The 18,900-nt window shown below is 71.5% G+C and carries 15 protein-coding genes and 1 pseudogene; 10 read left to right on the top strand and 6 right to left on the bottom strand.

Features of this window, described 5'->3' with window-relative positions; translation table 11 throughout:
* The first annotated feature begins 124 nt into the window (after positions 1-124).
* On the top strand, positions 125-1,057 hold the full coding sequence (locus ASF82_RS13840; RefSeq protein WP_056058142.1) for a ParA family protein: 933 nt from the start codon (positions 125-127) through the stop codon (positions 1,055-1,057).
* On the top strand, positions 1,057-2,037 hold the full coding sequence (locus ASF82_RS13845; RefSeq protein ID WP_056058147.1) for a ParB/RepB/Spo0J family partition protein: 981 nt from the start codon (positions 1,057-1,059) through the stop codon (positions 2,035-2,037). The genes ASF82_RS13840 and ASF82_RS13845 overlap by 1 nt, the downstream gene beginning before the upstream one ends.
* 679 nt (positions 2,038-2,716) lie before the next feature.
* On the opposite strand, the gene ASF82_RS13850 is transcribed toward ASF82_RS13845, so the two are convergent.
* From ASF82_RS13850 to ASF82_RS13875, 6 genes are all read right to left on the bottom strand, one after another.
* Positions 2,717-3,676, bottom strand: coding sequence for a D-alanine--D-alanine ligase (locus ASF82_RS13850; protein WP_056058150.1), 960 nt, complete (start codon positions 3,674-3,676; stop codon positions 2,717-2,719).
* A 115-nt stretch (positions 3,677-3,791) separates the two neighbouring features.
* The gene (locus ASF82_RS13855) at positions 3,792-5,099 is read right to left on the bottom strand and encodes a PLP-dependent aminotransferase family protein (protein ID WP_056058153.1); all 1,308 of its coding nucleotides are present in this window, start codon (positions 5,097-5,099) and stop codon (positions 3,792-3,794) included.
* Between the two features lie 121 nt (positions 5,100-5,220).
* Positions 5,221-5,547 (bottom strand): thioredoxin, encoded by a 327-nt coding sequence (gene trxA / locus ASF82_RS13860; RefSeq protein WP_056058156.1) that lies wholly within the window; start codon positions 5,545-5,547, stop codon positions 5,221-5,223.
* 41 nt (positions 5,548-5,588) lie between these two features.
* Positions 5,589-6,581, bottom strand: a complete 993-nt coding sequence (trxB, locus tag ASF82_RS13865; RefSeq protein ID WP_056059252.1) for a thioredoxin-disulfide reductase — start codon at positions 6,579-6,581, stop codon at positions 5,589-5,591.
* Between the two features lie 204 nt (positions 6,582-6,785).
* On the bottom strand, positions 6,786-8,456 hold the full coding sequence (murJ, locus tag ASF82_RS13870) for a murein biosynthesis integral membrane protein MurJ (protein WP_235491294.1): 1,671 nt from the start codon (positions 8,454-8,456) through the stop codon (positions 6,786-6,788).
* Positions 8,453-10,816: a DUF6049 family protein gene (locus ASF82_RS13875; protein WP_056058159.1), complete on the bottom strand. Its 2,364-nt coding sequence runs from the start codon at positions 10,814-10,816 to the stop codon at positions 8,453-8,455. Before ASF82_RS13875 ends, murJ begins: the two co-directional genes overlap by 4 nt.
* 175 nt (positions 10,817-10,991) lie before the next feature.
* On the opposite strand from ASF82_RS13875, the gene ASF82_RS13880 reads away from it, so the two are divergent.
* The 8 genes and pseudogenes from ASF82_RS13880 to ASF82_RS13915 all read left to right on the top strand — a co-directional run bounded on the left by ASF82_RS13880 (position 10,992) and on the right by ASF82_RS13915 (position 18,877).
* Entirely contained in the window at positions 10,992-12,422 is a 1,431-nt protein-coding gene (locus tag ASF82_RS13880) for a CCA tRNA nucleotidyltransferase (RefSeq protein ID WP_056058161.1), read from the top strand.
* A gap of 79 nt (positions 12,423-12,501) precedes the next feature.
* Positions 12,502-13,923: an extracellular solute-binding protein gene (locus tag ASF82_RS13885; protein ID WP_082514653.1), complete on the top strand. Its 1,422-nt coding sequence runs from the start codon at positions 12,502-12,504 to the stop codon at positions 13,921-13,923.
* Positions 13,924-14,116: 193 nt separating this feature from the next.
* Positions 14,117-14,479, top strand: a pseudogene (gene rpsF / locus ASF82_RS13890) (30S ribosomal protein S6); the annotation flags it as partial.
* A gap of 87 nt (positions 14,480-14,566) precedes the next feature.
* Complete coding sequence (locus tag ASF82_RS13895) at positions 14,567-15,130, top strand: single-stranded DNA-binding protein (protein ID WP_056058168.1); 564 nt, start codon at positions 14,567-14,569, stop codon at positions 15,128-15,130.
* 87 nt (positions 15,131-15,217) lie between these two features.
* On the top strand, positions 15,218-15,478 hold the full coding sequence (rpsR, locus tag ASF82_RS13900; RefSeq protein WP_055964231.1) for a 30S ribosomal protein S18: 261 nt from the start codon (positions 15,218-15,220) through the stop codon (positions 15,476-15,478).
* A gap of 27 nt (positions 15,479-15,505) precedes the next feature.
* On the top strand, positions 15,506-15,958 hold the full coding sequence (gene rplI / locus ASF82_RS13905; RefSeq protein WP_056058172.1) for a 50S ribosomal protein L9: 453 nt from the start codon (positions 15,506-15,508) through the stop codon (positions 15,956-15,958).
* Positions 15,959-16,325: 367 nt separating this feature from the next.
* A complete protein-coding gene (locus ASF82_RS13910) occupies positions 16,326-17,357 on the top strand; it encodes a LacI family DNA-binding transcriptional regulator (RefSeq protein ID WP_056058174.1) in 1,032 nt (343 codons plus the stop codon).
* Positions 17,358-17,359: 2 nt separating this feature from the next.
* Entirely contained in the window at positions 17,360-18,877 is a 1,518-nt protein-coding gene (locus ASF82_RS13915) for a sugar ABC transporter ATP-binding protein (protein ID WP_056058177.1), read from the top strand.
* Positions 18,878-18,900: the final 23 nt, after the last annotated feature.

Genomic DNA, 18,900 nt, shown 5'->3' on the forward strand with positions numbered 1-18,900 from the left:
GCGGTCGACGAGCTAGAGTTGACCGTGGTCGACCGCAGTGCTGGTCGATCAGGAGCCGACACGAGTCGCTGCTCCCACCCCGCGACCGGAGGCGTCGACCGTCCCGAGTCGACCACCGTTCCACGTGAAACATGGCGAGCAGGAGATCAGATCGGTGAGTTCCTCCACGGAGTTCGACAACAGCACTCCCCTCGCCCGGGAGCTCGCTGACCTCAACCGCCGCAAGCGAGCGCTCTCCAAAGAGCCCCTCCCGGCGCCGGCGAAGACCAGGGTCCTGACGGTCTCCAACCAGAAGGGCGGAGTCGGCAAGACCACGACGACCGTCAACCTGGCGGCGGCACTGGCTCGCAGCGGTGCGCGCGTGCTCGTCATCGACCTGGACCCCCAAGGGAACGCCTCGACGGCGCTCGGGGTCGAGCACCGCGCAGAGACACCCAGCGTCTACGACGTCATCGTCGGCGAGGGAGACGTCGCCGACGTCGTGCAGAAGACCCCGGAGTTCGAGGCCCTGTACTGCATCCCCGCGACCATCCACCTCGCCGGCGCCGAGATCGAGCTCGTCTCCCTGGTCGCCCGCGAACAGCGGCTCCGCCGGGCGCTCGACACGTACCTCGAGCAGACCGAAGCAGCGGGTGAGCGCTTCGACTACGTCTTCATCGACTGCCCACCGTCCCTCGGGCTGCTCACCATCAACGCTTTCGTGGCCGCCAGCGAGGTCCTCATCCCCATCCAGTGCGAGTACTACGCGCTGGAGGGCCTGAGTCAGCTCCTCCGGAACATCCAGCTGATCGAGAAGCACCTCAACCCGACACTCAAGGTGTCCAGCATCTTGTTGACGATGTACGACGGCAGGACGAACCTCGCTCAACAGGTCGTCGCCGACGTGCGTGAGCACTTCCCCGCGGAGGCCCTGCAGACCCTCATCCCCCGGTCCGTCCGCATCAGCGAGGCGCCCGGCTACGGGCAGACCGTCATCAGCTACGACACCAACTCACCGGGCTCCATCTCGTACCTCGAGGCGGCAGCCGAACTAGCGCGCCGAGGAGCACCCCAGTAGTGGCAACCAAGAGAACAGGGCTCGGCCGTGGCATCGGCGCCCTCATCCCCGTCGCTGACGAGTCGCAGGACCGGCCCGTCGACGTGTTCTTCCCGACCGCGCAGCAGACGGCGGAGGAGCTCGTAGCCGTCCCCGGCGCCCGCCTGGCGAACCTCAACCCGCTCGACATCCTGCCCAACGCTCAGCAGCCCCGGACGGAGTTCCGCGAGGAGGAGCTGGCGGAGCTGGTCACGAGCATCCGGGAGGTGGGCGTCCTGCAGCCCATCGTCGTCCGGCCTCTGCCGGCGGCACCGCGCGGCAAGGGCAAGGGGGCGTCCCGCGAGACGACGGACGTGCAGTACGAGCTCGTCATGGGCGAGCGGCGGCTGCGAGCGACGAAGCAGCTGGGTCTGGCCACCATCCCCGCGATCGTCAAGGACACCGCGGACGAGTCGATGCTCCGGGACGCACTGCTCGAGAACCTCCACCGTGCAGAGCTCAACCCGCTCGAGGAAGCGTCCGCCTATCAGCAACTCCTCGCGGACTTCGGCATCACGCAGGACGAGCTGGCCAACCGGATCGGTCGGAGCCGGCCGCAGATCAGCAACACTCTGCGACTGCTGCGCCTGCCGGCGTCGGTGCAGCGCCGGGTCGCGTCAGGTGTCCTCTCGGCCGGGCATGCGCGAGCCATCCTGTCGACGGGTGATTCGCTCTTGATGGAGCGTCTGGCGGACAAGATCGTCAACGAGGACCTCTCCGTGCGGGCCGCGGAGGCGATCGCGGCGGGTGGGAGCAGCAAGCCCCGATCCACGCGCGCTGCGGTCGGCAAGCACCAGGCCCACCTCGACGAGGTGGCGGAGAACCTGGGTGACGCGCTGGACACCAAGGTGAAGGTGCGGCTGGGTGCCCGGAAGGGGTCGATCTCCATCGACTTCGCCTCCATGCAGGACCTGAACCGCATCCTGGCGGCGCTGGGGCAGGATCCCTTCGCCCAGGAGTAGTCGGTCCTGGTCTGCGTGACGCCCCTCTCGTCGAGAGGGGCGTTTCACGTGGAACGGGGGCGGGGGTGAGCCGAATGGTCTTGGTCTCGCTATCCGATGGGCGAGGAGAGAGCGGAGGGTTCACGTCATTTCACCCGAGTCTCGCAAGCGTGGCAGTGGTCGGGTTTCACGTGGAACGGGGGCGGCGGTGCTGGGAACCGTGGATAGCGGCAGAAGCGCGCCCGACTACGAGGCTGGGCCTGTGCGTGCTGTCGAACCCCTGAAGACATGCGTGCATGTGGCGACATGCCTAAGATCGACCTCAGTCAGAGATCAACGCCTCACCGCGCAACAGCCCGAACGCTCATAGTATGGCGATCGCGGGGACTGACTGTCGTGCTCTGGTATCGAACCCAGCCATGATGACTGTTGACCGACCACCCGGGCACCTTGCCTTTCGAGGGCATTTGTGCCGTGGCGGTTGTGTCAGCCAACGCATGTCTCTGTCACGGCTGTCGCGGTTGATCAGCACCTTGGTGAATTAGACCATACGAACGGCGGCCGCCACGTCGCCTCGTTCGGGGGTTGACGTGACGGCTCACCGATGAACCTGCTCGACCGGCGCCGCGCGGAAGCACCCTGTTCCACGTGAAACGGCCCGCACCCTGAGCAGGATGCGGGCCGTTGTACGCCAGAGTTGTCAGCCGTGGTCGCGGACGGCCTTCTCCGCGAGGGCTGCGTAGACGAGGCCGAGCTCGTATCCAGCCGCGTCCAGGGCCATCGGCACGAGCGACGTCTCGGTGAGGCCGGGCAGGACGTTGACCTCCAGGAACCACGGGGTGCCCGCCGCGTCGACGATGAGGTCGACCCGGGAGAGGTGGCGCAGGCCCAGCGCTTCGTGGACCGCGACGGCTGCCGCAGCGGCCGCCTCCCCCGCTGCCGCATCCAGCCGTGCCGGCGTGTAGAACGTCGTCTCCCCCGCGTTGTAGCGCGCCTCGAACCCGTACGTCCCTGATCGGGGCACGATCTCGACGGCGGGCAGGGCCACGGGGCCGTCGCCGGTGTCGATGACGCCGACGGCGACCTCCGTGCCGGTGATCTTCTGCTCGACGATGACGTCGTCGCAGTAGGTGTACGCGTCGACCATGGCGCGCGGGAGCCCACCGGGCTCGTCGACGACGGTGACCCCCTGCGCCGAGCCGCCGCGGGCGGGCTTGACCACCACCGGGACGGGGTGCTCCTCGGCGATCGCGGCCAGCACGCCGGCTGCGCCGAGCTCCCGGAACGCATCGTGGGAGAGGGTGATGCCTCGCGGGGTCCTGACCCCGACGCGACGAGCCAGCTCCTTCGCGGTCGGCTTGTCCCAGGCGAGCCGGGCGGCGGCGGAGGTGCTGCCGACGAAGGGGATGTCGAGGGCCTCGAGGAGGCCGCGGAGGGCGCCGTCCTCGCCCGAGGCACCGTGCAGGGCCGGCCAGATGACGTCGGGGCGGTCGGACGTGAGGTGCGCGAGGAGGGAAGCGTCGGGGTCGCGGAGCTCCACCTGGATGCCGTTGGCCGCCAGGCTGTCGACCACGCGCCTCCCCGATCTCAGGCTCACGTCGCGCTCGTGCGAGATGCCTCCGGCGAGCACGGTCACGGTGTGGATGGCGCTGGTGGTCATGGTTTCTCCCCGGGGGTCGAGCGTGAGGGCAGGGCGGGCGTCGAGGCGACGATCAGGTCGAGGGCGTCGTCGCCACCGAGACGGCGGACCGTCGCCCTTGTCAGGTAAATGCTGGTCAGGAGATGTTCGGGGGCGGCATCGTGACGCCCTGGCGCAGCACCGAGGGCGCCCCCAGCGAGGCCGACGAGAACGTCGCGAGCAGGTCGAGCTCGCCGTTCACCACGGTGGCGAGCCGGGCCACGCCCGTGCGGATCGCCTCGGGCGTCGGGTAGCAGAACGACAGGCGGATGTTCTGGCGACCGCCGCCGTCGGCGAAGAACGCCGTGCCGGGGGTGTACGCGACGAGCTCCTTGACCGCCCGGGGCAGCATGGCCTTCGAGTCGAGCTGCTCGGGCAGGGTGACCCAGACGAAGAAGCCGCCGTCGGGCTCCGTCCAGGAGAGCTGTGGGAGGTACTCCCCCAGGGCCGAGAGCATGGCGTCGCGACGTTCCCGGTAGAGACCGCGGAAGGTCTCGATCTGGGCCTTCCAGTCGGCCTGGTCGAGGTACTCCGTGATGACGAACTGCCCGAACGAGTTGGGCGAGAGCGTCGCCGACTCGTTGGCGAGGATGAGCTTCTCGCGGATGGCGTGCGGCGCGAGCGCCCAGCCCACCCGGAAGCCGGGGGCCAGGGTCTTGGAGAACGAGCCGAGGTAGATGACGCCCTCGTCGTCGACCGAGCGCATGGCCTGCGGCGCGGGCTGGTCGAAGTACAGCAGGCCGTAGGGGTTGTCCTCCAGCACGAGGATGCCGGCGTCGCGGCAGATCTCGAGGATCTCCAGCCGCCGCGCCCACGTGAGCGTGACGCCCGCGGGGTTGTGGAAGTTCGGGATCGTGTAGAGGAACTTGATGGTTCGCCCCTGGGACCGCACCGCGGCGATCGTCTCGCGCAGCGCCTCCGGCACGAGGCCCTCCGCATCGGTCGCCACGTGCGCCACGTCGGCCTGGTAGGCCTTGAAGACGCCCAGGGCGCCCACGTAGCTCGGCGACTCGGCGAGCACGACGTCGCCCGGGTTCACGAACAGCCGAGTCACGAGGTCGAGCGCCTGCTGCGAGCCGGTGGTCACCACGACGTCGTCGGCGCTGCCGCGGATGCCCTCCATCGCCATGATCTGCATGATGTGCTCGCGGATCGCCGGGGTGCCCTGGCCGGAGCCGTACTGCAGGGCCATGGCCCCGCCGTTCTGCGACATGACGCGGTCGATGGCACCGGTGACGAGCTCACGGGGCAGCGCGGAGACGAAGGGCATGCCGCCGGCCAGGGAGACCACCTCGGGGCGGCTGGCGACGGCGAACAGGGCTCGGACCTCGGAGGCGCTCAGGCCGGCCGTACGGTCGGCGTACGAGTCGTACCACGGGTCGAGGTTGGTGCCCTTGTTCGTCATCTGCGTCCCTGTCTGTCGGGGGTGGTGCGGTTCAGGATATGCCCGGAGGCCGCCGGGTACGGCGAGAGCCCGCCCAGCGGGTGTGCTGGGCGGGCTCTCGGGGTGCTGTCGAGGGTGTCGACTACGCGAGGAACTCCGCCAGGTCGGCCTCGAGGGCCGGCTTGGGCTTGGCGCCGATGACGGTCTTGACGACCTGGCCGCCCTGGTAGACCTTCATCGCCGGGATCGACGTGATCTGGTACTGCATGGCGGTCTGCGGGTTGTCGTCGACGTTGAGCTTGACGATCTCGATCTTGCCCGCGTTCTCGGCCGCGATCTGGTCGAGGATGGGCGAGACCGCGCGGCACGGACCGCACCACTCGGCCCAGAAGTCGACCAGGATCGTCTTGTCGGACTTGAGGACGTCGGCCTCGAAGGACGCGTCGGTGACTGCCTTGGCGGTGCTCATGGTGGTTCCTTTCGTCGTGTGGTTCAGGGGGAGCGCGAGGGTCAGACGGCCACGGACTCGGCCGTGTCGATGCCCTCGGCGGCGCCGTCGGTGTGCTCGGCTAGAAACGTCTGGTCGAGGCTGGCGAGGAAGTGCTCGGCGTCGAGCGCGGCGACGACGCCCGACCCGGCGGCCGTGGCCGCCTGGCGGTACGTCGCGTCGATGACGTCGCCCGCGGCGAAGACGCCGCGCAGGTTGGTCTTCGAGCTGCGGCCCTCGACGGCGATGGTGCCGTCGCTGGTCAGGTCGAGCTGGCCGTGCACGAGGTGCACGCGCGGGTCGTTGCCGATCGCGATGAACAGGCCGTCGAGCTCGAGCTCGCTGGTGCCGCCCTCGACGGTGTCGGTGAGCTGGACGCCGGTGGCCTTCTCGCCGCCGAGGATGGCCGTGACCTGCTTGTTGAACAGGAACTCGATCTTCGGGTTGTCGAGGGCACGCTGCTGCATGATCTTCGACGCGCGCAGCGACTCGGAGCGGTGGATGACGTAGACCTTGCTCGCGAAGCGCGTGAGGAAGGTCGCCTCCTCCATCGCGGAGTCGCCGCCGCCGACGACCGCGATCTCCTTCTGCTTGAAGAAGAAGCCGTCGCACGTGGCGCACCAGCTGACGCCGCGGCCGCTCAGGCGCTCCTCGTCGGCCAGGCCGAGCTTCCGGTACGCGCTGCCCGTCGCGAAGATGACCGAGACGGCCTCCTCGACGGCGCCGCTGCCGAGCGTGACCTTCTTGACGTCGCCCGTCAGGTCGACGCTGGTGACGTCGTCGAGCAGCACCTCGGCGCCGAACTTCTCGGCCTGCTCCTGCAGCTTGAACATGAGCTCGGGGCCCTGGATGCCGTCGGGGAACCCAGGGAAGTTCTCGACCTCGGTGGTCTTCATGAGCTCACCGCCCGCCTCGACGGAGCTGGCGACGATGAGGGGCTCGAGACCGGCGCGGGCCGCGTAGATGCCGGCCGTGTAGCCGGCGGGGCCGGAGCCGATGATGATGATCTGGCGCATGAGCACCTTCCTCGAGGAACGTTCTGGATGGGGTGGGATCGAACCGTCGGAGCCGCGGGGCCCCTGCTGTCTCCCTCGACCGTCTGATCAAACGCATCCTAGCGGCGGGGCATTCCCCGCCCCGGGCCCCCTCCCAGAGGGCGTCCAGGAGGCGCGGCGGAGGGCGCCGGGGAGGCGCGGTGCGGCCCTCGGGGAGGGCTCGCGTCAGCGTCGGCGCAGCTTGCCGGCGAGCGGTGCGAGGCGGCGCAGCACCGGCCGGAGCAGCTCGTCGAGCTCGGGCAGGCGGATGAGCGCGAGCAGGCCGAAGTAGACGAGAGCCATCACGGCAGCGGCCACCACGACCGTGGCCAGCCCGGCGATCCGGCTCGAGTGAGCGAAGCCCTCCGCGACGAAACCCCCGAGGCCGGTGACGACGAGCAGGCCGACGACGCCCGACAGGAGCGAGAAGAACGCGTACTGGACGTACCGGCGCAGCACCCACCGGCCGTCGATGCCGCCGAGGCGGCGCTTGACGAGCACGAGCGCGACGACCGTCTGAGCCGAGCCCGCGATCGAGGTCGTGACCGCGATGGCGACGGCGATCCGGTCGTCGGGCACGACGGCCGAGGCGACGAGAGTGCCGACGACGAAGATGCCCGACTGCACGAGCTGCATGAAGAACGGCGTGCGCTGGTCGTGGAGGGCGTAGAAGACCCGCTGCACGACGAACAGCACGCTGAACAGCACGAGCCCCGGCATGAAGCCGACGATGACCTGGGCCATCTGGCCGGCGCCGCGGAAGGTGCTCTCGAAGAAGCTCGCGAAGGGGTAGGCCACCACGCACATCGCGACCGTCGCGAAGACCATGAACATGCCGATGGTGCGGAGCGACTGCGAGAGGTCGACGCGCACCGAGCGGAGGTCGCCGCGCGAGGCGTGGCCGCTCATGCGGGTGAAGTAGGCGGTCGCGATCGACACCGCGACGATGCCGTGCGGGAGCATGAAGAGCAGCCACGCGTTCGCGAGGACGGCGTTGGAGGCGCCGGTGCCGCTGCCCTCGGAGGCCACGCGGCTCTGCACCAGGCCGGCCAGCTGCGTCACGAGGACCATGCCGAAGAGCCAGCCCGCGGCCTTGCCCGTGGCGCCGAGGCCCACCCCGCGCCAACGGAAGTCGGGGCGGTACGTCAGCCCCGCGCGGCGCCAGAACAGCAGCAGGAACCCGGCCTGGGCGAGCACGCCGAGGGTGGCCGTGCCGGCGAGGAGGGTGATGCGCCCCGGCGTCCAGACGTCGACCAGCGAGTTCTCGCCGGCGCCGCCGAAGGCGACCATGAAGACGACGAGGCCCGCGATGGCCACGACGTTGTTGATCACGGGTGCCCAGGTGAACGGGCCGAACACCTGGCGTGCGTTGAGCACCTCGCTGAGCAGCGAGTACATCGCGTAGAAGAAGATCTGGGGGAGGCACCAGTACGCGAACGCGGTCGCCAGGGCCAGCGAGTCGGAGGTGTAGCCCCCCTGGCCGGACGAGTTGGCCTGCTGCGCGTAGATCCGCACGAGGACCGGTGCGAGGAGGGTGCCGAGCAGGCCGACGACGGCGAACACCATCGTGCCGAGCGTGACCACCTTGTTGATGAAGCGCTGGCCCCCGTCGTCGTCGTGGGTCGCGGCCCGGACGATCTGGGGCACCAGGACGGCGCTGAGGAGGCCGCCGGCGATCAGCGCGTAGATGTTGTTGGGCAGCTGGTTCGCCAGGGCGAACGAGTCGGCGGCCCGGCTGGCCGTCTGGCCGATCGCGGCGGCGAGCACCGCCGTCTTCACGAAGCCGAGGACGCGCGACACCATCGTGCCGGAGGCCAGGAGCACGCTCGCGCGCCCGAGGCCGGCCTGCCCGCTCACGAGCGGCCCGCCCGTCCGTCGGCGGGGTCGGAGGCGTCGGGGCCGTCGGCCGTGGGCCCGTCGGCCGTGACGGGCTCGAGGCCGTCCGCGCCGTCCGCCCCGTCGAGCCCGTCGCGGGCACGGCGTCGCTTGCGGAAGGTCCGGTACAGCCCGCCGCCGAAGAGCAGCACGAAGCCGACGGCGAAGACCCACGTCAACGCGGTCTCCCAGCCGGCCTGGACGTTGACCTGGACGGTGCTGGGCGCGCCGATGACGGCGCCGGTCACGCTGGCGAGCGTGATGCTGGCCGAGACGGTGCCGTTGGCCACGGACTGCACGGGGACGCGCACGCGGACCTGCGACTGGGCCTGGACGGTGACGGGGATGCCGACTTCCTCGACGGACAGGATGGAGTTGGACGGCCTCACCGTGACGTAGACGGTCGCGGCGGAGCTCGTGCCGTTCTCGACGTAGAGCGGCATCGACGAGCGGTCGCCGAGGATGAGCTGGTCGCTGCCCCGCACGACCGACACGAGCCCGGCGGTCGCGCTCGCCTTGGCGTCGGCGACCCCGACCTCGCTGGCGAGGCCCTCGGGGTTGTCGCGCCACGACTGCGAGGTGAGGCCGAGGACGCGCAGCCGGACGGCCGCCGTGACGGTCTCGGGCTGCGCGAGGGCGGTGCCGAGGTCGACGACCCGCTGGTCGGCGGCGAGCAGGGTGCGCACCTGCGCGACCCGGGTCGCGTCCTCCGCGCGGTCGACCACGACGGCGCTCGTCCGCGGGGCGTCGAGGGCGTCGCCCAGGCCGACCGTCGTCGTCCAGGGCAGCCCGGCGAGGGCCACGAGCGTCTGGTGCAGGTACGGCCCCTGGGCCGCCCAGTCGCGGTCGAGGGCGGTGAGCAGGGTGCGCGCGTCGCTCGGCCGCTCACGGGCGACGGTGGCGACGCTCGCCGAGAGCTCCGCCACGGCGGCGGCCCAGGCGGCGTCGTCCGGGGCGCCGGCGGCCTGGCCGACCAGGGCGGTGAGCGAGTCGTCGGAGACGAGGCCGGTGCGCCCGCCGAGGTCGACCGCCGCGTTCTCGGTCGAGTCGGTCGAGCCGTCGACGTTCGAGCTCGAGAGGATGGCGCTGGTGGCGCCCGACGCCGTCCAGACGTCGAGGTCCGCGGCGACGACGGAGTCGTCGGTCGGCCAGACGACGCCGGTGTGGCTCCACGGCCAGCTCAGCAGCGACTCCGTGGTGGGGAGGGGCGGGGCCGTCGTTCCGTCGCCCGGCTGCTCGCCGGCACCGGGAGCCTGCCCGCCGGGGTCGGTGCCGGCCCCGGCGTCGTCACCCGCGCCTCCCTGGCCCGCGTCGCCCTCGCCCTCGGTCGAGGGCGACGGGTCGCCCGTGCCGGAGGGCGTGGCCTCGCTCGTGGGCTCGGGGGCGGGCGAGCCGGTGTCGTCGACCTCGGCGAAGAGCGACGGGTCGATCAGCGGGTCGAGCGAGAGGGGCGACGGCAGCGAAGCGGCGCCGGCCTGGCTGAGCGCGGCGGCGTCGGCGTCGGCCCAGGCGAGGGAGAACGACTCGAGCCCCGACGACTGCAGCTGGTCGAGCCAGGAGAGGGCCGAGGGAGGCGCGGAGCTGCCGAGCAGGCGGACGGACGCGATGATCATCGGGTCGACGGCCACCACGGCCCCCGTGCCCTGGACGGCGCGGAGCTGGCGAGTGAGGGTGCCGTCGACCGAGGTGTACGCGCTGAGGGCGGCGGCGTCGAGCACGCCGTTCTCGGTCTCGGGCGTCGTGATCGGCACCGCGACCGCGAGGCGGGTGGGCTGGAACGACTCGCCGGGGAACCACACGACGCTGCTGCGCGTCTGGGCGACCTCCTCGCCGTCGTCGTCGAGCAGCCGGGCCCCCAGGGCGCGGGCGCCCCAGGTGTAGCCCTCGAGCCCGACGTCGGCCGCGGCGACGATGACCGAGGCCACGGTCTGCGTCGAGCCCGCCGGCACCGCCGGCACGTCGAGCCGGGTGAGGTACGAGCCGAGGTAGTCGGAGCCGGAGGTCGACTCGGGCCGCAGCCAGTTCGCGAGCTTGCCACGCGTCGCGAACGCGCCGCGGTCGAGGTAGACGCGAGCGACCCCGGCCGCGACGTCGGTGTCGCTCGCGTTGCGCACGGTGACGTCGAGGACGAGGTCACGGCCGGGCACCAGCACCCCGTCGGCGGCGGGCGACAGGGTCAGCGTGACGCCGTCGACGGCCTCGCCCTCGTCGGCGGCCGCGGCCGAGCTGCTCGCGGAGGGGCTCGACGAGCCGGAGGGCGCGGCGGTCGCGGCGGTCGGCAGGCCGACGACCACGACGAAGACGGCCGTCAGCGCGGCGAGGAGGGCGTGGAGAGGTCTCATAGGCAGTGTGCCCGCCGAGCACGAGGCGGCCGGAGGGCATGGCGAGTCTAGGGAACCGAGCCCGGGGGCACGCGGTGCGGCACCCGGGAACCCGCCCACCGGCGGGCCAGGACCATCCCTGGGGAGGAGGCGCGCGGCCGGGCCCGGGGAGGTCGCTGTGGCAAAGTGGTGCGTCATGGACACCGTCGCCTCCTCCCTCCAGCGACTGGACCTCCTGGCCGCCGCCCCCCGCGTCTCCGCGCTCGCCTCCGCCTTCGCCGCGGCCGGCCACGAGCTGGCGCTCGTCGGCGGCCCGGTCCGCGACGCCTTCCTCGGCCGGCCGGTCAACGACCTCGACTTCACGACCAGCGCCTCCCCCGACGAGATCCTCGCGATCGTCGTGCCGCTCGCCGAGGCCCACTGGGACGTCGGCCGGGCCTTCGGCACCATCGCCGCCCGCGTCGACGGCGAGGTCGTCGAGATCACCACCTACCGCAGCGACGTCTACGACGGCGAGACCCGCAAGCCCGTCGTCGAGTTCGGCGACACCCTCGAGGGCGACCTCGTGCGGCGCGACTTCACCGTCAACTCGATGGCGCTGCGGCTGCCCGAGAAGGTGCTCGTCGACCCCGCGGGCGGCGTCGAGGACCTGCTGGCCCGCCGCCTCGCGACGCCGGGCACGGCCGTCGACTCGTTCCGCGACGACCCGCTGCGCATGATGCGGGCCGCACGGTTCACCGCGCAGCTCGGCTTCGCGGTCTCGGAGGAGGTGCGGGAGGCGATGACGACCCGCGCCTCCACCCTCTCCATCGTGTCGGTCGAGCGCGTCGCCGACGAGCTCTCGAAGCTGCTGCGCACCGACACCCCCCGAGACGGTGTCCGCCTCCTGGTCGACACGGGCCTCGCCGACCACGTCGTGCCCGAGCTGGCCGCGATGCGGCTCGAGGTCGACGAGCACCACCACCACAAGGACGTCTACGAGCACAGCCTCACCGTGCTCGACCAGGCCATCGGCTACGAGCGCGAGCGCCACCCGGGCGAGGCCCCCGACCTCACGCTGCGCCTCGCCGCGCTGCTGCACGACTGCGGCAAGCCCGCCACGCGCCGCCTCGAGGCCGGCGGCGTCGTCACCTTCCACCACCACGACGTGGTCGGCGCCAAGCTCGCGAAGAAGAGGCTGAAGGCCCTCCGCTTCGACAACGACACGATCGCCGCCGTCTCGCGCCTGATCGAGCTGCACCTGCGCTTCTTCGGCTACACCGAGGGCGCCTGGACCGACTCGGCCGTCCGTCGCTACGTGCGCGACGCCGGCGACCAGCTCGAACGGCTGCACATGCTCACCCGCGCCGACGTGACGACCCGCAACCGGCGGAAGGCCGACCGGCTCGGCTTCGCCTACGACGACCTCGAGGCCCGCATCGCCGAGCTGCGCGACCGCGAGGAGCTCGACTCGCTGCGGCCCGACCTCGACGGCGACGAGATCCAGCGCGTGCTCGGCATCTCGCCGAGCCGTGAGGTGGGCGAGGCCTACCGGTTCCTGCTCGAGCTACGCACCGAGGAGGGGCCGCTGGGCGCCGAGGTCGCGACCGAGCGCCTGCTCGCGTGGTGGGCGGCGCGGCAGGGCTGAGCCCGACCGGCCGGACCGTCCTGTCCGGGGTACGCGGCCCCCCAGACGGGCACCGCGACTCCCCCGGTAGCCTGCACGCGTGCGCAGCAGACCCCGAGCCGACTCCACCTTCGTCGCGACGTCGGTGGGCGTGCTGATCATCGCCGCCAGCGCCGCCGGCATCGCCGCGTTCGGCGCCTCGACGGCGCCGGCCCCGGGCGCGCGGCTGACGCCGTCGGAGCAGGGCGAGACCACCGTCACCGTCCGCCTCTGGGACGAGACCGTCGCCGCCGGTTACGAGAAGTCGTTCGCGGCCTTCGAGCGCGACAACCCCGACATCGACGTCGAGGTCGAGGTCGTGCCCTACGCCGACTACTTCGACCAGCTCGCCGACGACGTCGACGACGGCGACGCGCCCGACGTCTACTGGCTGAACAGCTCGCACTACGACGGCTACGCCGAGGCCGGCGACCTCGTCGACGTCGACGCCGTGCTCGGCGAGAGCGCCCGCCGTGCCTGGAGCCCCGCCGTCGTCGACCAGTTCACGCACGACGGCTCGCTCTGGGGCGTGCCGCAGCTGAGCGACGGCGGCATCGCGCTCTACTACAACGCCGACCTGCTGGCCGCGGCGGGCGTCGACCCGGCCTCGCTCGACGACCTCACCTGGGCACCCGGAGGTGGCGCCGACGACACCCTGCTGCCGCTGCTCCAGCGCCTCACGCTCGACGACCAGGGCCGGAACGCCGCCGACCCCGCCTTCGACGGCACCGTGACGCAGTACGGCTACAACGCGGGCAACGACCTGCAGGCGATCTGGTACGACTACCTGGGCTCGGCCGGGGGCCGTCTCGAGGACCCGGAGGGCGCCTCCTTCGAGCTGGACACGCCGGAGGCGCAGGCCGCGTTCCAGTACCTGGTCGACCTCGTCGGCGTGCGCCGCGTCGCGCCCCCGGCCGCCGCCACGAACGCCGACCCCGACCACAGCCGCGACCTGTTCACGGCCGGCCACATGGCCCTGTTCCAGTCGGGGCTCTACAGCCTCTCGACGATCGAGAGCCAGGCGCAGTTCGACTGGGGCGTCGCGATGATGCCCGCGGGGCCGGCCGGCCGCGTCAGCGTCTCGAACGGCATCGTCGCCGCGGGCGACGCCCACACCGCGCACCTCGACGACACCGCGAAGGTGCTGGCCTGGCTCGGCTCGACCGACGGCGCCGAGTACATCGGGCGCGACGGGGCCGCCGTGCCCGCGGTCACCGGAGCGCAGGAGCCGTACTACGCGTACTGGGCCTCGCGCGGCGTCGACGTCTCGCCGTTCTTCGACGTGATCGCCTCGGGCGACACCATCCCGGCCCCGACGTCGCTGTACGGTACGGCGCAGCCGGCGCTCGACCCGCTGCTCGACCAGGTGTTCGCGGGCTCGCTGCCGGTGCCCGAGGGGCTGGCGGCGGCGCAGGCCGCGGCGGAGGCGGCGGTCGCGGCCGCCGAACAGGCCAGCGACCCATCGGCGACGCCCGCGCCGTAGGGCCCCGGACCCGGCCGTCTCGGAGGCCGTGACGGGCCCGTCGGGCTCGACCCGCGCCTCCGGCGTTGTGGCCGGAGGCGCCAGCAGCTACGCTGGGAAGGTTGCGTCTGCCTCTCTGGCCGACGCAGCGTCATGAACACCCTCCTGTCACAGACCGTCTGTGGCCGTCAAGTCCGAAGGAGGTGGGTTAGTCATGCACCAGTACGAACTGATGGTCATCCTGGACCCCGAGATCGATGAGCGCACCGTCGCCCCGAGCTTGGACAAGTTCCTCAACGTCATCCGCGCCGATGGCGGCACCGTCGACAACGTCGACATCTGGGGCCGTCGTCGCCTCGCCTACGAGATCAACAAGAAGTCCGAGGGCATCTACGCCGTCGTCAACCTGACGGCGAACCCGTCGGCCACGGTCGAGCTCGACCGCCAGCTGGGTCTCTCCGAGGCCGTGCTGCGCACGAAGGTCCTCCGCGCCGAGGAGGCCATCGCGATGGTCGCCGCCGCGAAGAAGCTCTCCGACGAGAAGGCCGCCCGCAAGGCCGCCAACGCTGCCGCCGCCCCGGCCGCCGCTGCTGCTCCGGCCGCCGCGGTCGCCGGTGCGTCGCCCGCTGCCCCGTCCGCTCCCGCGAAGGCTGCCGAGTAACCGATGGCAGGCGAGACCGTCATCACAGTGGTGGGCAACCTCACCAGTGACCCCGAGCTGCGCTACACGCAGAACGGGCTCGCGGTCGCGAACTTCACCATCGCGTCGACCCCCCGCACGTTGGACCGCGCGTCCAACGAGTGGAAGGACGGCGAGGCGCTCTTCCTGCGTGCCAGCGTCTGGCGCGAGTTCGCCGAGCACGTGGCCTCCTCTCTGACGAAGGGCTCGCGCGTCATCGTGCAGGGCCGTCTGAAGCAGCGGAGCTACGAGACGAAGGAGGGCGAGAAGCGCACCAGCTTCGAGCTCGACGTCGACGAGATCGGCCCCTCGCTGCGCTACGCGACCGCTCAGGTCACCCGTGCGGCCTCCTCCCGTGAGGGCGGCGGCGGCGGTGGCTCCTTCGGGGGCAACCGCGGCAGCGGCCAGCAGGGCCAGGTCGGCGGCGGCCAGCAGTCCGAGCCGTGGGGCCAGCCCGCGCCGGCCCAGGGGGGCAACTCCCAGGGCGGCGGCGACGTCTGGAACACGCCCGGCGGCGGCGGCACCTACAACGACGAGACCCCCTTCTAGGTCGTCACCGACCTCCCAGGTCGTCTCGTCAGGGGCCTCCCGCCCCACCCCCTCAGAACTTCACCATCACTCGAAAGCAGAACAACAATGGCTGGAAAGAGCAGCGGCGACCGTCGCAAGCCCCTCCGCGGCAAGGGCGGCAAGAACGCCGCTCCCGCGAAGGCGATCCGCGTCGGCGTCATCGACTACAAGGACGTCGCGACCCTCCGCAAGTTCATCTCGGAGCGTGGAAAGATCCGCGCCCGTCGCATCACCGGCGTCTCCGTCCAGGAGCAGCGCCTCATCGCCCGTGCCGTGAAGAACGCCCGCGAGATGGCGCTCCTCCCCTACGCCGGCTCCGGCCGCTGATCCAGCGCCGACTGAAGGAGAAGCACCATGTCGAAAGTAATCCTCACGCACGAGGTCTCCGGCCTCGGCTCGGCCGGTGACGTCGTCGACGTCAAGAACGGCTACGCCCGCAACTACCTCGTCCCCCAGGGCTTCGCCGTGGCGTGGAGCCGCGGTGGCGAGAAGCAGGTCGCGCAGATCCGCACGGCCCGCGAGACCCGCGAGCTCAAGACGATCGAGGAGGCCCACGACCTCAAGCAGCGTCTCGAGGCCCAGAAGATCCGTCTCACCGTCAAGACCGGTGCCGACGGCCGCCTCTTCGGCTCCGTCCGCCCCGGCGACGTGGCCGACGCCGTGACCGCCCAGGGCGTCGCGACGATCGACAAGCGCAAGGTCGAGATCCCCTCGGCGATCAAGGTGACGGGTGAGCACGAAGCCACCCTCCGCCTGCGCGAGGACGTCATCGCCACGATCACCCTCACGGTGGTCTCCGCGAAGTAGCTCCACCCGCAGCACCTGCACCGTCACGAGAGCGGCGACCCCCGAGGGGGCCGCCGCTCTCGTGCGTCGTGGGGTGGGTCAGGCCGCTGCGCGGTTCTTCGTCGAGTGGCCGCCAGCAGCAGGCCCCGCAGAACCACGGACTGATCAAAGAACCACGTCATCGCGTGGTTCTTTGATCAGTCGGTGGTTCTCGAGCGGGGTCGGGGGACTCGGGGAGGCGCGGGGTCGGGGGACTCGGGGAGGCGCGAGGAGCGCGGAGCGGCAGCCGGCGCAGGCGCGGTTGACAGGGCGGGGGCCAGCGCCTACTGTCATGGAATCGATTCCATGGAATCGATTCCACAGCCCCACTACGACGAGGTAGAGCCCGATGAACGCCGTCACGATCAAGGACGTCGCCACGCGCGCCGGAGTGTCCCCGGCCACCGCGTCGCGGGTGCTGTCGGGCAACCCGTCGACCTCCGCCGAGTCGCGCGAGCTCGTCGAGCGGGCCGTCCGCGAGCTCGACTTCCGCCCCAACGCGCAGGCCCGGGCCCTCCGCTCGACGCGCTCCGACACCGTGGGCCTGCTCGTCTCCGACGTGCGCAACCCGTTCTTCGCCGACCTGGCCCACACCATCGAGCAGGCGCTGCTCGAGCTCGGCTACGTCACGCTGCTCGGCAACGCGAACGAGAACCAGCAGCAGCAGGACCGCTACCTCGACACCCTCATCTCGCGCCGCGTCGACGGCGTCATCGTCGCCCCGCAGGGCACCGACTCCGCCAGCATCGAGGCGCTGCTCGCCCGCGAGGTGCCGACCGTCTTCGTCGACCGCACGGTGCCCGGCCTCGACGTGCCGAGCGTCACGACCGACAGCGGCCCCGGCATCCGGGCGGCCGTGCGCCACCTCGCCGAGCTGGGCCACACGCGGGTCGGCTACATCGCCGGCCCGCAGAGCGTCTCGACCGGCCGCGAGCGGCTCGAGTCGTGGACGGCCGCGATCGCCGAGCAGGGCCTCAGCGACGACCCAGCCCTCGTGCACGTCGGCGACTTCCAGTCGGCCAGCGGCTCGGCCGCGGTGCACGCGTTCCTCAGCCTCGACGAGCCGCCGACCGCCATCCTCGCCGCCGACAGCCTGATGGCCGTCGGCGCCATCGCGATGCTGCACCGCCTCGACCTGCGCATCGGTCGCGACGTCGCGGTCGTGGCCTTCGACGACATCGAGTGGTTCTCGCTCATCGACCCCGCCCTCACCGTCATCTCGCACAGCGTGGAGGACATGGGCGCCACCGCCGTCGCACTGCTCCAGGAGGTCATCTCCGGGGGGCGACCGGAGTCGGTGACGCTCGTGAGCGAACTGGTGATCCGCGCCTCCTCGTCCTCTCCCGTCCCGACACCGCCCCGATCCCTCGGCAGGAACTGACCATGACCCCCACGATCGACGACGATCGCCCGCTGCTCACCCTCGACCACGTCAGCAAGTCGTTCGGCCCGGTGACGGTGATCGACGACGTCACCGTGCACGTCCGAGCCGGCAAAGTGCAGGTGCTGCTCGGCGAGAACGGCGCCGGCAAGTCCACGCTGATCAAGATGATGTCGGGCGTCTACCAGCCCGACGGCGGCCGCGTGCTCGTGGACGGCGAGCCCGTCTCGCTGCCCGGCACGCTCGCGGCCGAGAAGCTCGGCATCGCGACGATCCACCAGGAGCTCAACCTCGTCGCCTCGCTCAGCGTCGCCGAGAACGTGATGATGGGCCGCTTCCCGCGGAGGTTCGGCATCGTCGACCGCCGCGAGCTCAAGCGCCGCGCCCGCGCCGCCCTCGAGATGATCGGCCTCGACGTCGACGTCGACACGAAGGTCGGCACGCTCGGCATCGCCCGCCAGCAGCTCGTCGAGATCGCGAAGGCGCTGAGCATCGACGCGCGCATCCTCATCCTCGACGAGCCGACCGCGGCCCTGACCCGCCACGAGACCGAGCAGCTCTTCTCCGTCGTGGCGCAGCTGCGGGCCCGCGGCGTCGGCATGCTCTTCATCAGCCACCACCTCGACGAGATCGCCGAGATCGGCGACACCGTGGCCGTGCTGCGCGACGGGAAGTTCGTCGCCGAGGTGCCCGCCAGCACCCCCGAGGCCGAGCTGGTTCGCCTGATGGTCGGCCGCGACATCGACGAGCAGTACCCGCGCGGCACCGGCCCGGTCGACTCCGCCGAGGAGGTGCTGCGCGTCGAGGGCCTCACCTCGAGCGTCTTCCGCGACGTCAGCTTCACGGTGCACGCCGGCGAGGTGCTCGGCATCGCGGGGCTCGTCGGCGCCGGCCGCACCGAGGTGGTCCGGGCGATCGCGGGAGTCGACAAGTACGACTCCGGCACCGTCAGTGTCCGCGGCGTGGTGCTGAAGAAGGGCGACGTCGCCGGGGCCATCGCCGCGGGCGTCGGCCACGTTCCCGAGGACAGGAAGGCGCAGGGCCTCGTGCTGGGCGCCTCCGTCAACGACAACCTCGGCTACGCGACGCTGGCCCGCAGCGCGAGGGCCGGGCTGGTCGACTTCGCCGGCCAGCGCTCGGCGGCCGAGGCGGTCGCGTCGCGCCTCCGCATCAGGATGCGCGACATCGACCAGCAGATCGGCTCGCTCTCCGGAGGCAACCAGCAGAAGGCCGTCTTCGGCCGCTGGATCATCGCCGGCTCGACCGTGCTGCTGCTCGACGAGCCCACCCGGGGCGTCGACGTGGGAGCCAAGGTCGAGATCTACGAGCTCGTCAACGCGATCACGGCCGCCGGCGGAGCCGTCGTCATGGTCAGCAGCGAGCTGCCCGAGGTGATGGGCATGAGCGACCGCATCCTCGTCATGCGCGACGGAGTCGTCGCCGGCGAGGTCGCGGCGGCCGACGCCACGCAGGACGCCCTGATGACGCTCGCCGCCCGCGACGTCGCCCCCACGAACTGACCCCGACAGACGAACCCAGGAAG

The organism is Frigoribacterium sp. Leaf164 (genome assembly GCF_001423665.1).
Lineage (GTDB): Bacteria > Actinomycetota > Actinomycetes > Actinomycetales > Microbacteriaceae > Frigoribacterium > Frigoribacterium endophyticum.

Bases quoted from the DNA above. Each gene is read 5' to 3' on its own strand.
- ASF82_RS13850 (WP_056058150.1), bottom strand. From the start codon at position 3,676: ATGACCACCAGCGCCATCCACACCGTGACCGTGCTCGCCGGAGGCATC.
- ASF82_RS13855 (WP_056058153.1), bottom strand. From the start codon at position 5,099: ATGACGAACAAGGGCACCAACCTCGACCCGTGGTACGACTCGTACGCC.
- trxA (WP_056058156.1), bottom strand. From the start codon at position 5,547: ATGAGCACCGCCAAGGCAGTCACCGACGCGTCCTTCGAGGCCGACGTC.
- trxB (WP_056059252.1), bottom strand. From the start codon at position 6,581: ATGCGCCAGATCATCATCATCGGCTCCGGCCCCGCCGGCTACACGGCC.
- ASF82_RS13875 (WP_056058159.1), bottom strand. From the start codon at position 10,816: ATGAGACCTCTCCACGCCCTCCTCGCCGCGCTGACGGCCGTCTTCGTC.
- ASF82_RS13880 (WP_056058161.1), top strand. From the start codon at position 10,992: ATGGACACCGTCGCCTCCTCCCTCCAGCGACTGGACCTCCTGGCCGCC.
- ASF82_RS13895 (WP_056058168.1), top strand. From the start codon at position 14,567: ATGGCAGGCGAGACCGTCATCACAGTGGTGGGCAACCTCACCAGTGAC.
- rpsR (WP_055964231.1), top strand. From the start codon at position 15,218: ATGGCTGGAAAGAGCAGCGGCGACCGTCGCAAGCCCCTCCGCGGCAAG.
- rplI (WP_056058172.1), top strand. From the start codon at position 15,506: ATGTCGAAAGTAATCCTCACGCACGAGGTCTCCGGCCTCGGCTCGGCC.
- ASF82_RS13910 (WP_056058174.1), top strand. From the start codon at position 16,326: ATGAACGCCGTCACGATCAAGGACGTCGCCACGCGCGCCGGAGTGTCC.
- ASF82_RS13915 (WP_056058177.1), top strand. From the start codon at position 17,360: ATGACCCCCACGATCGACGACGATCGCCCGCTGCTCACCCTCGACCAC.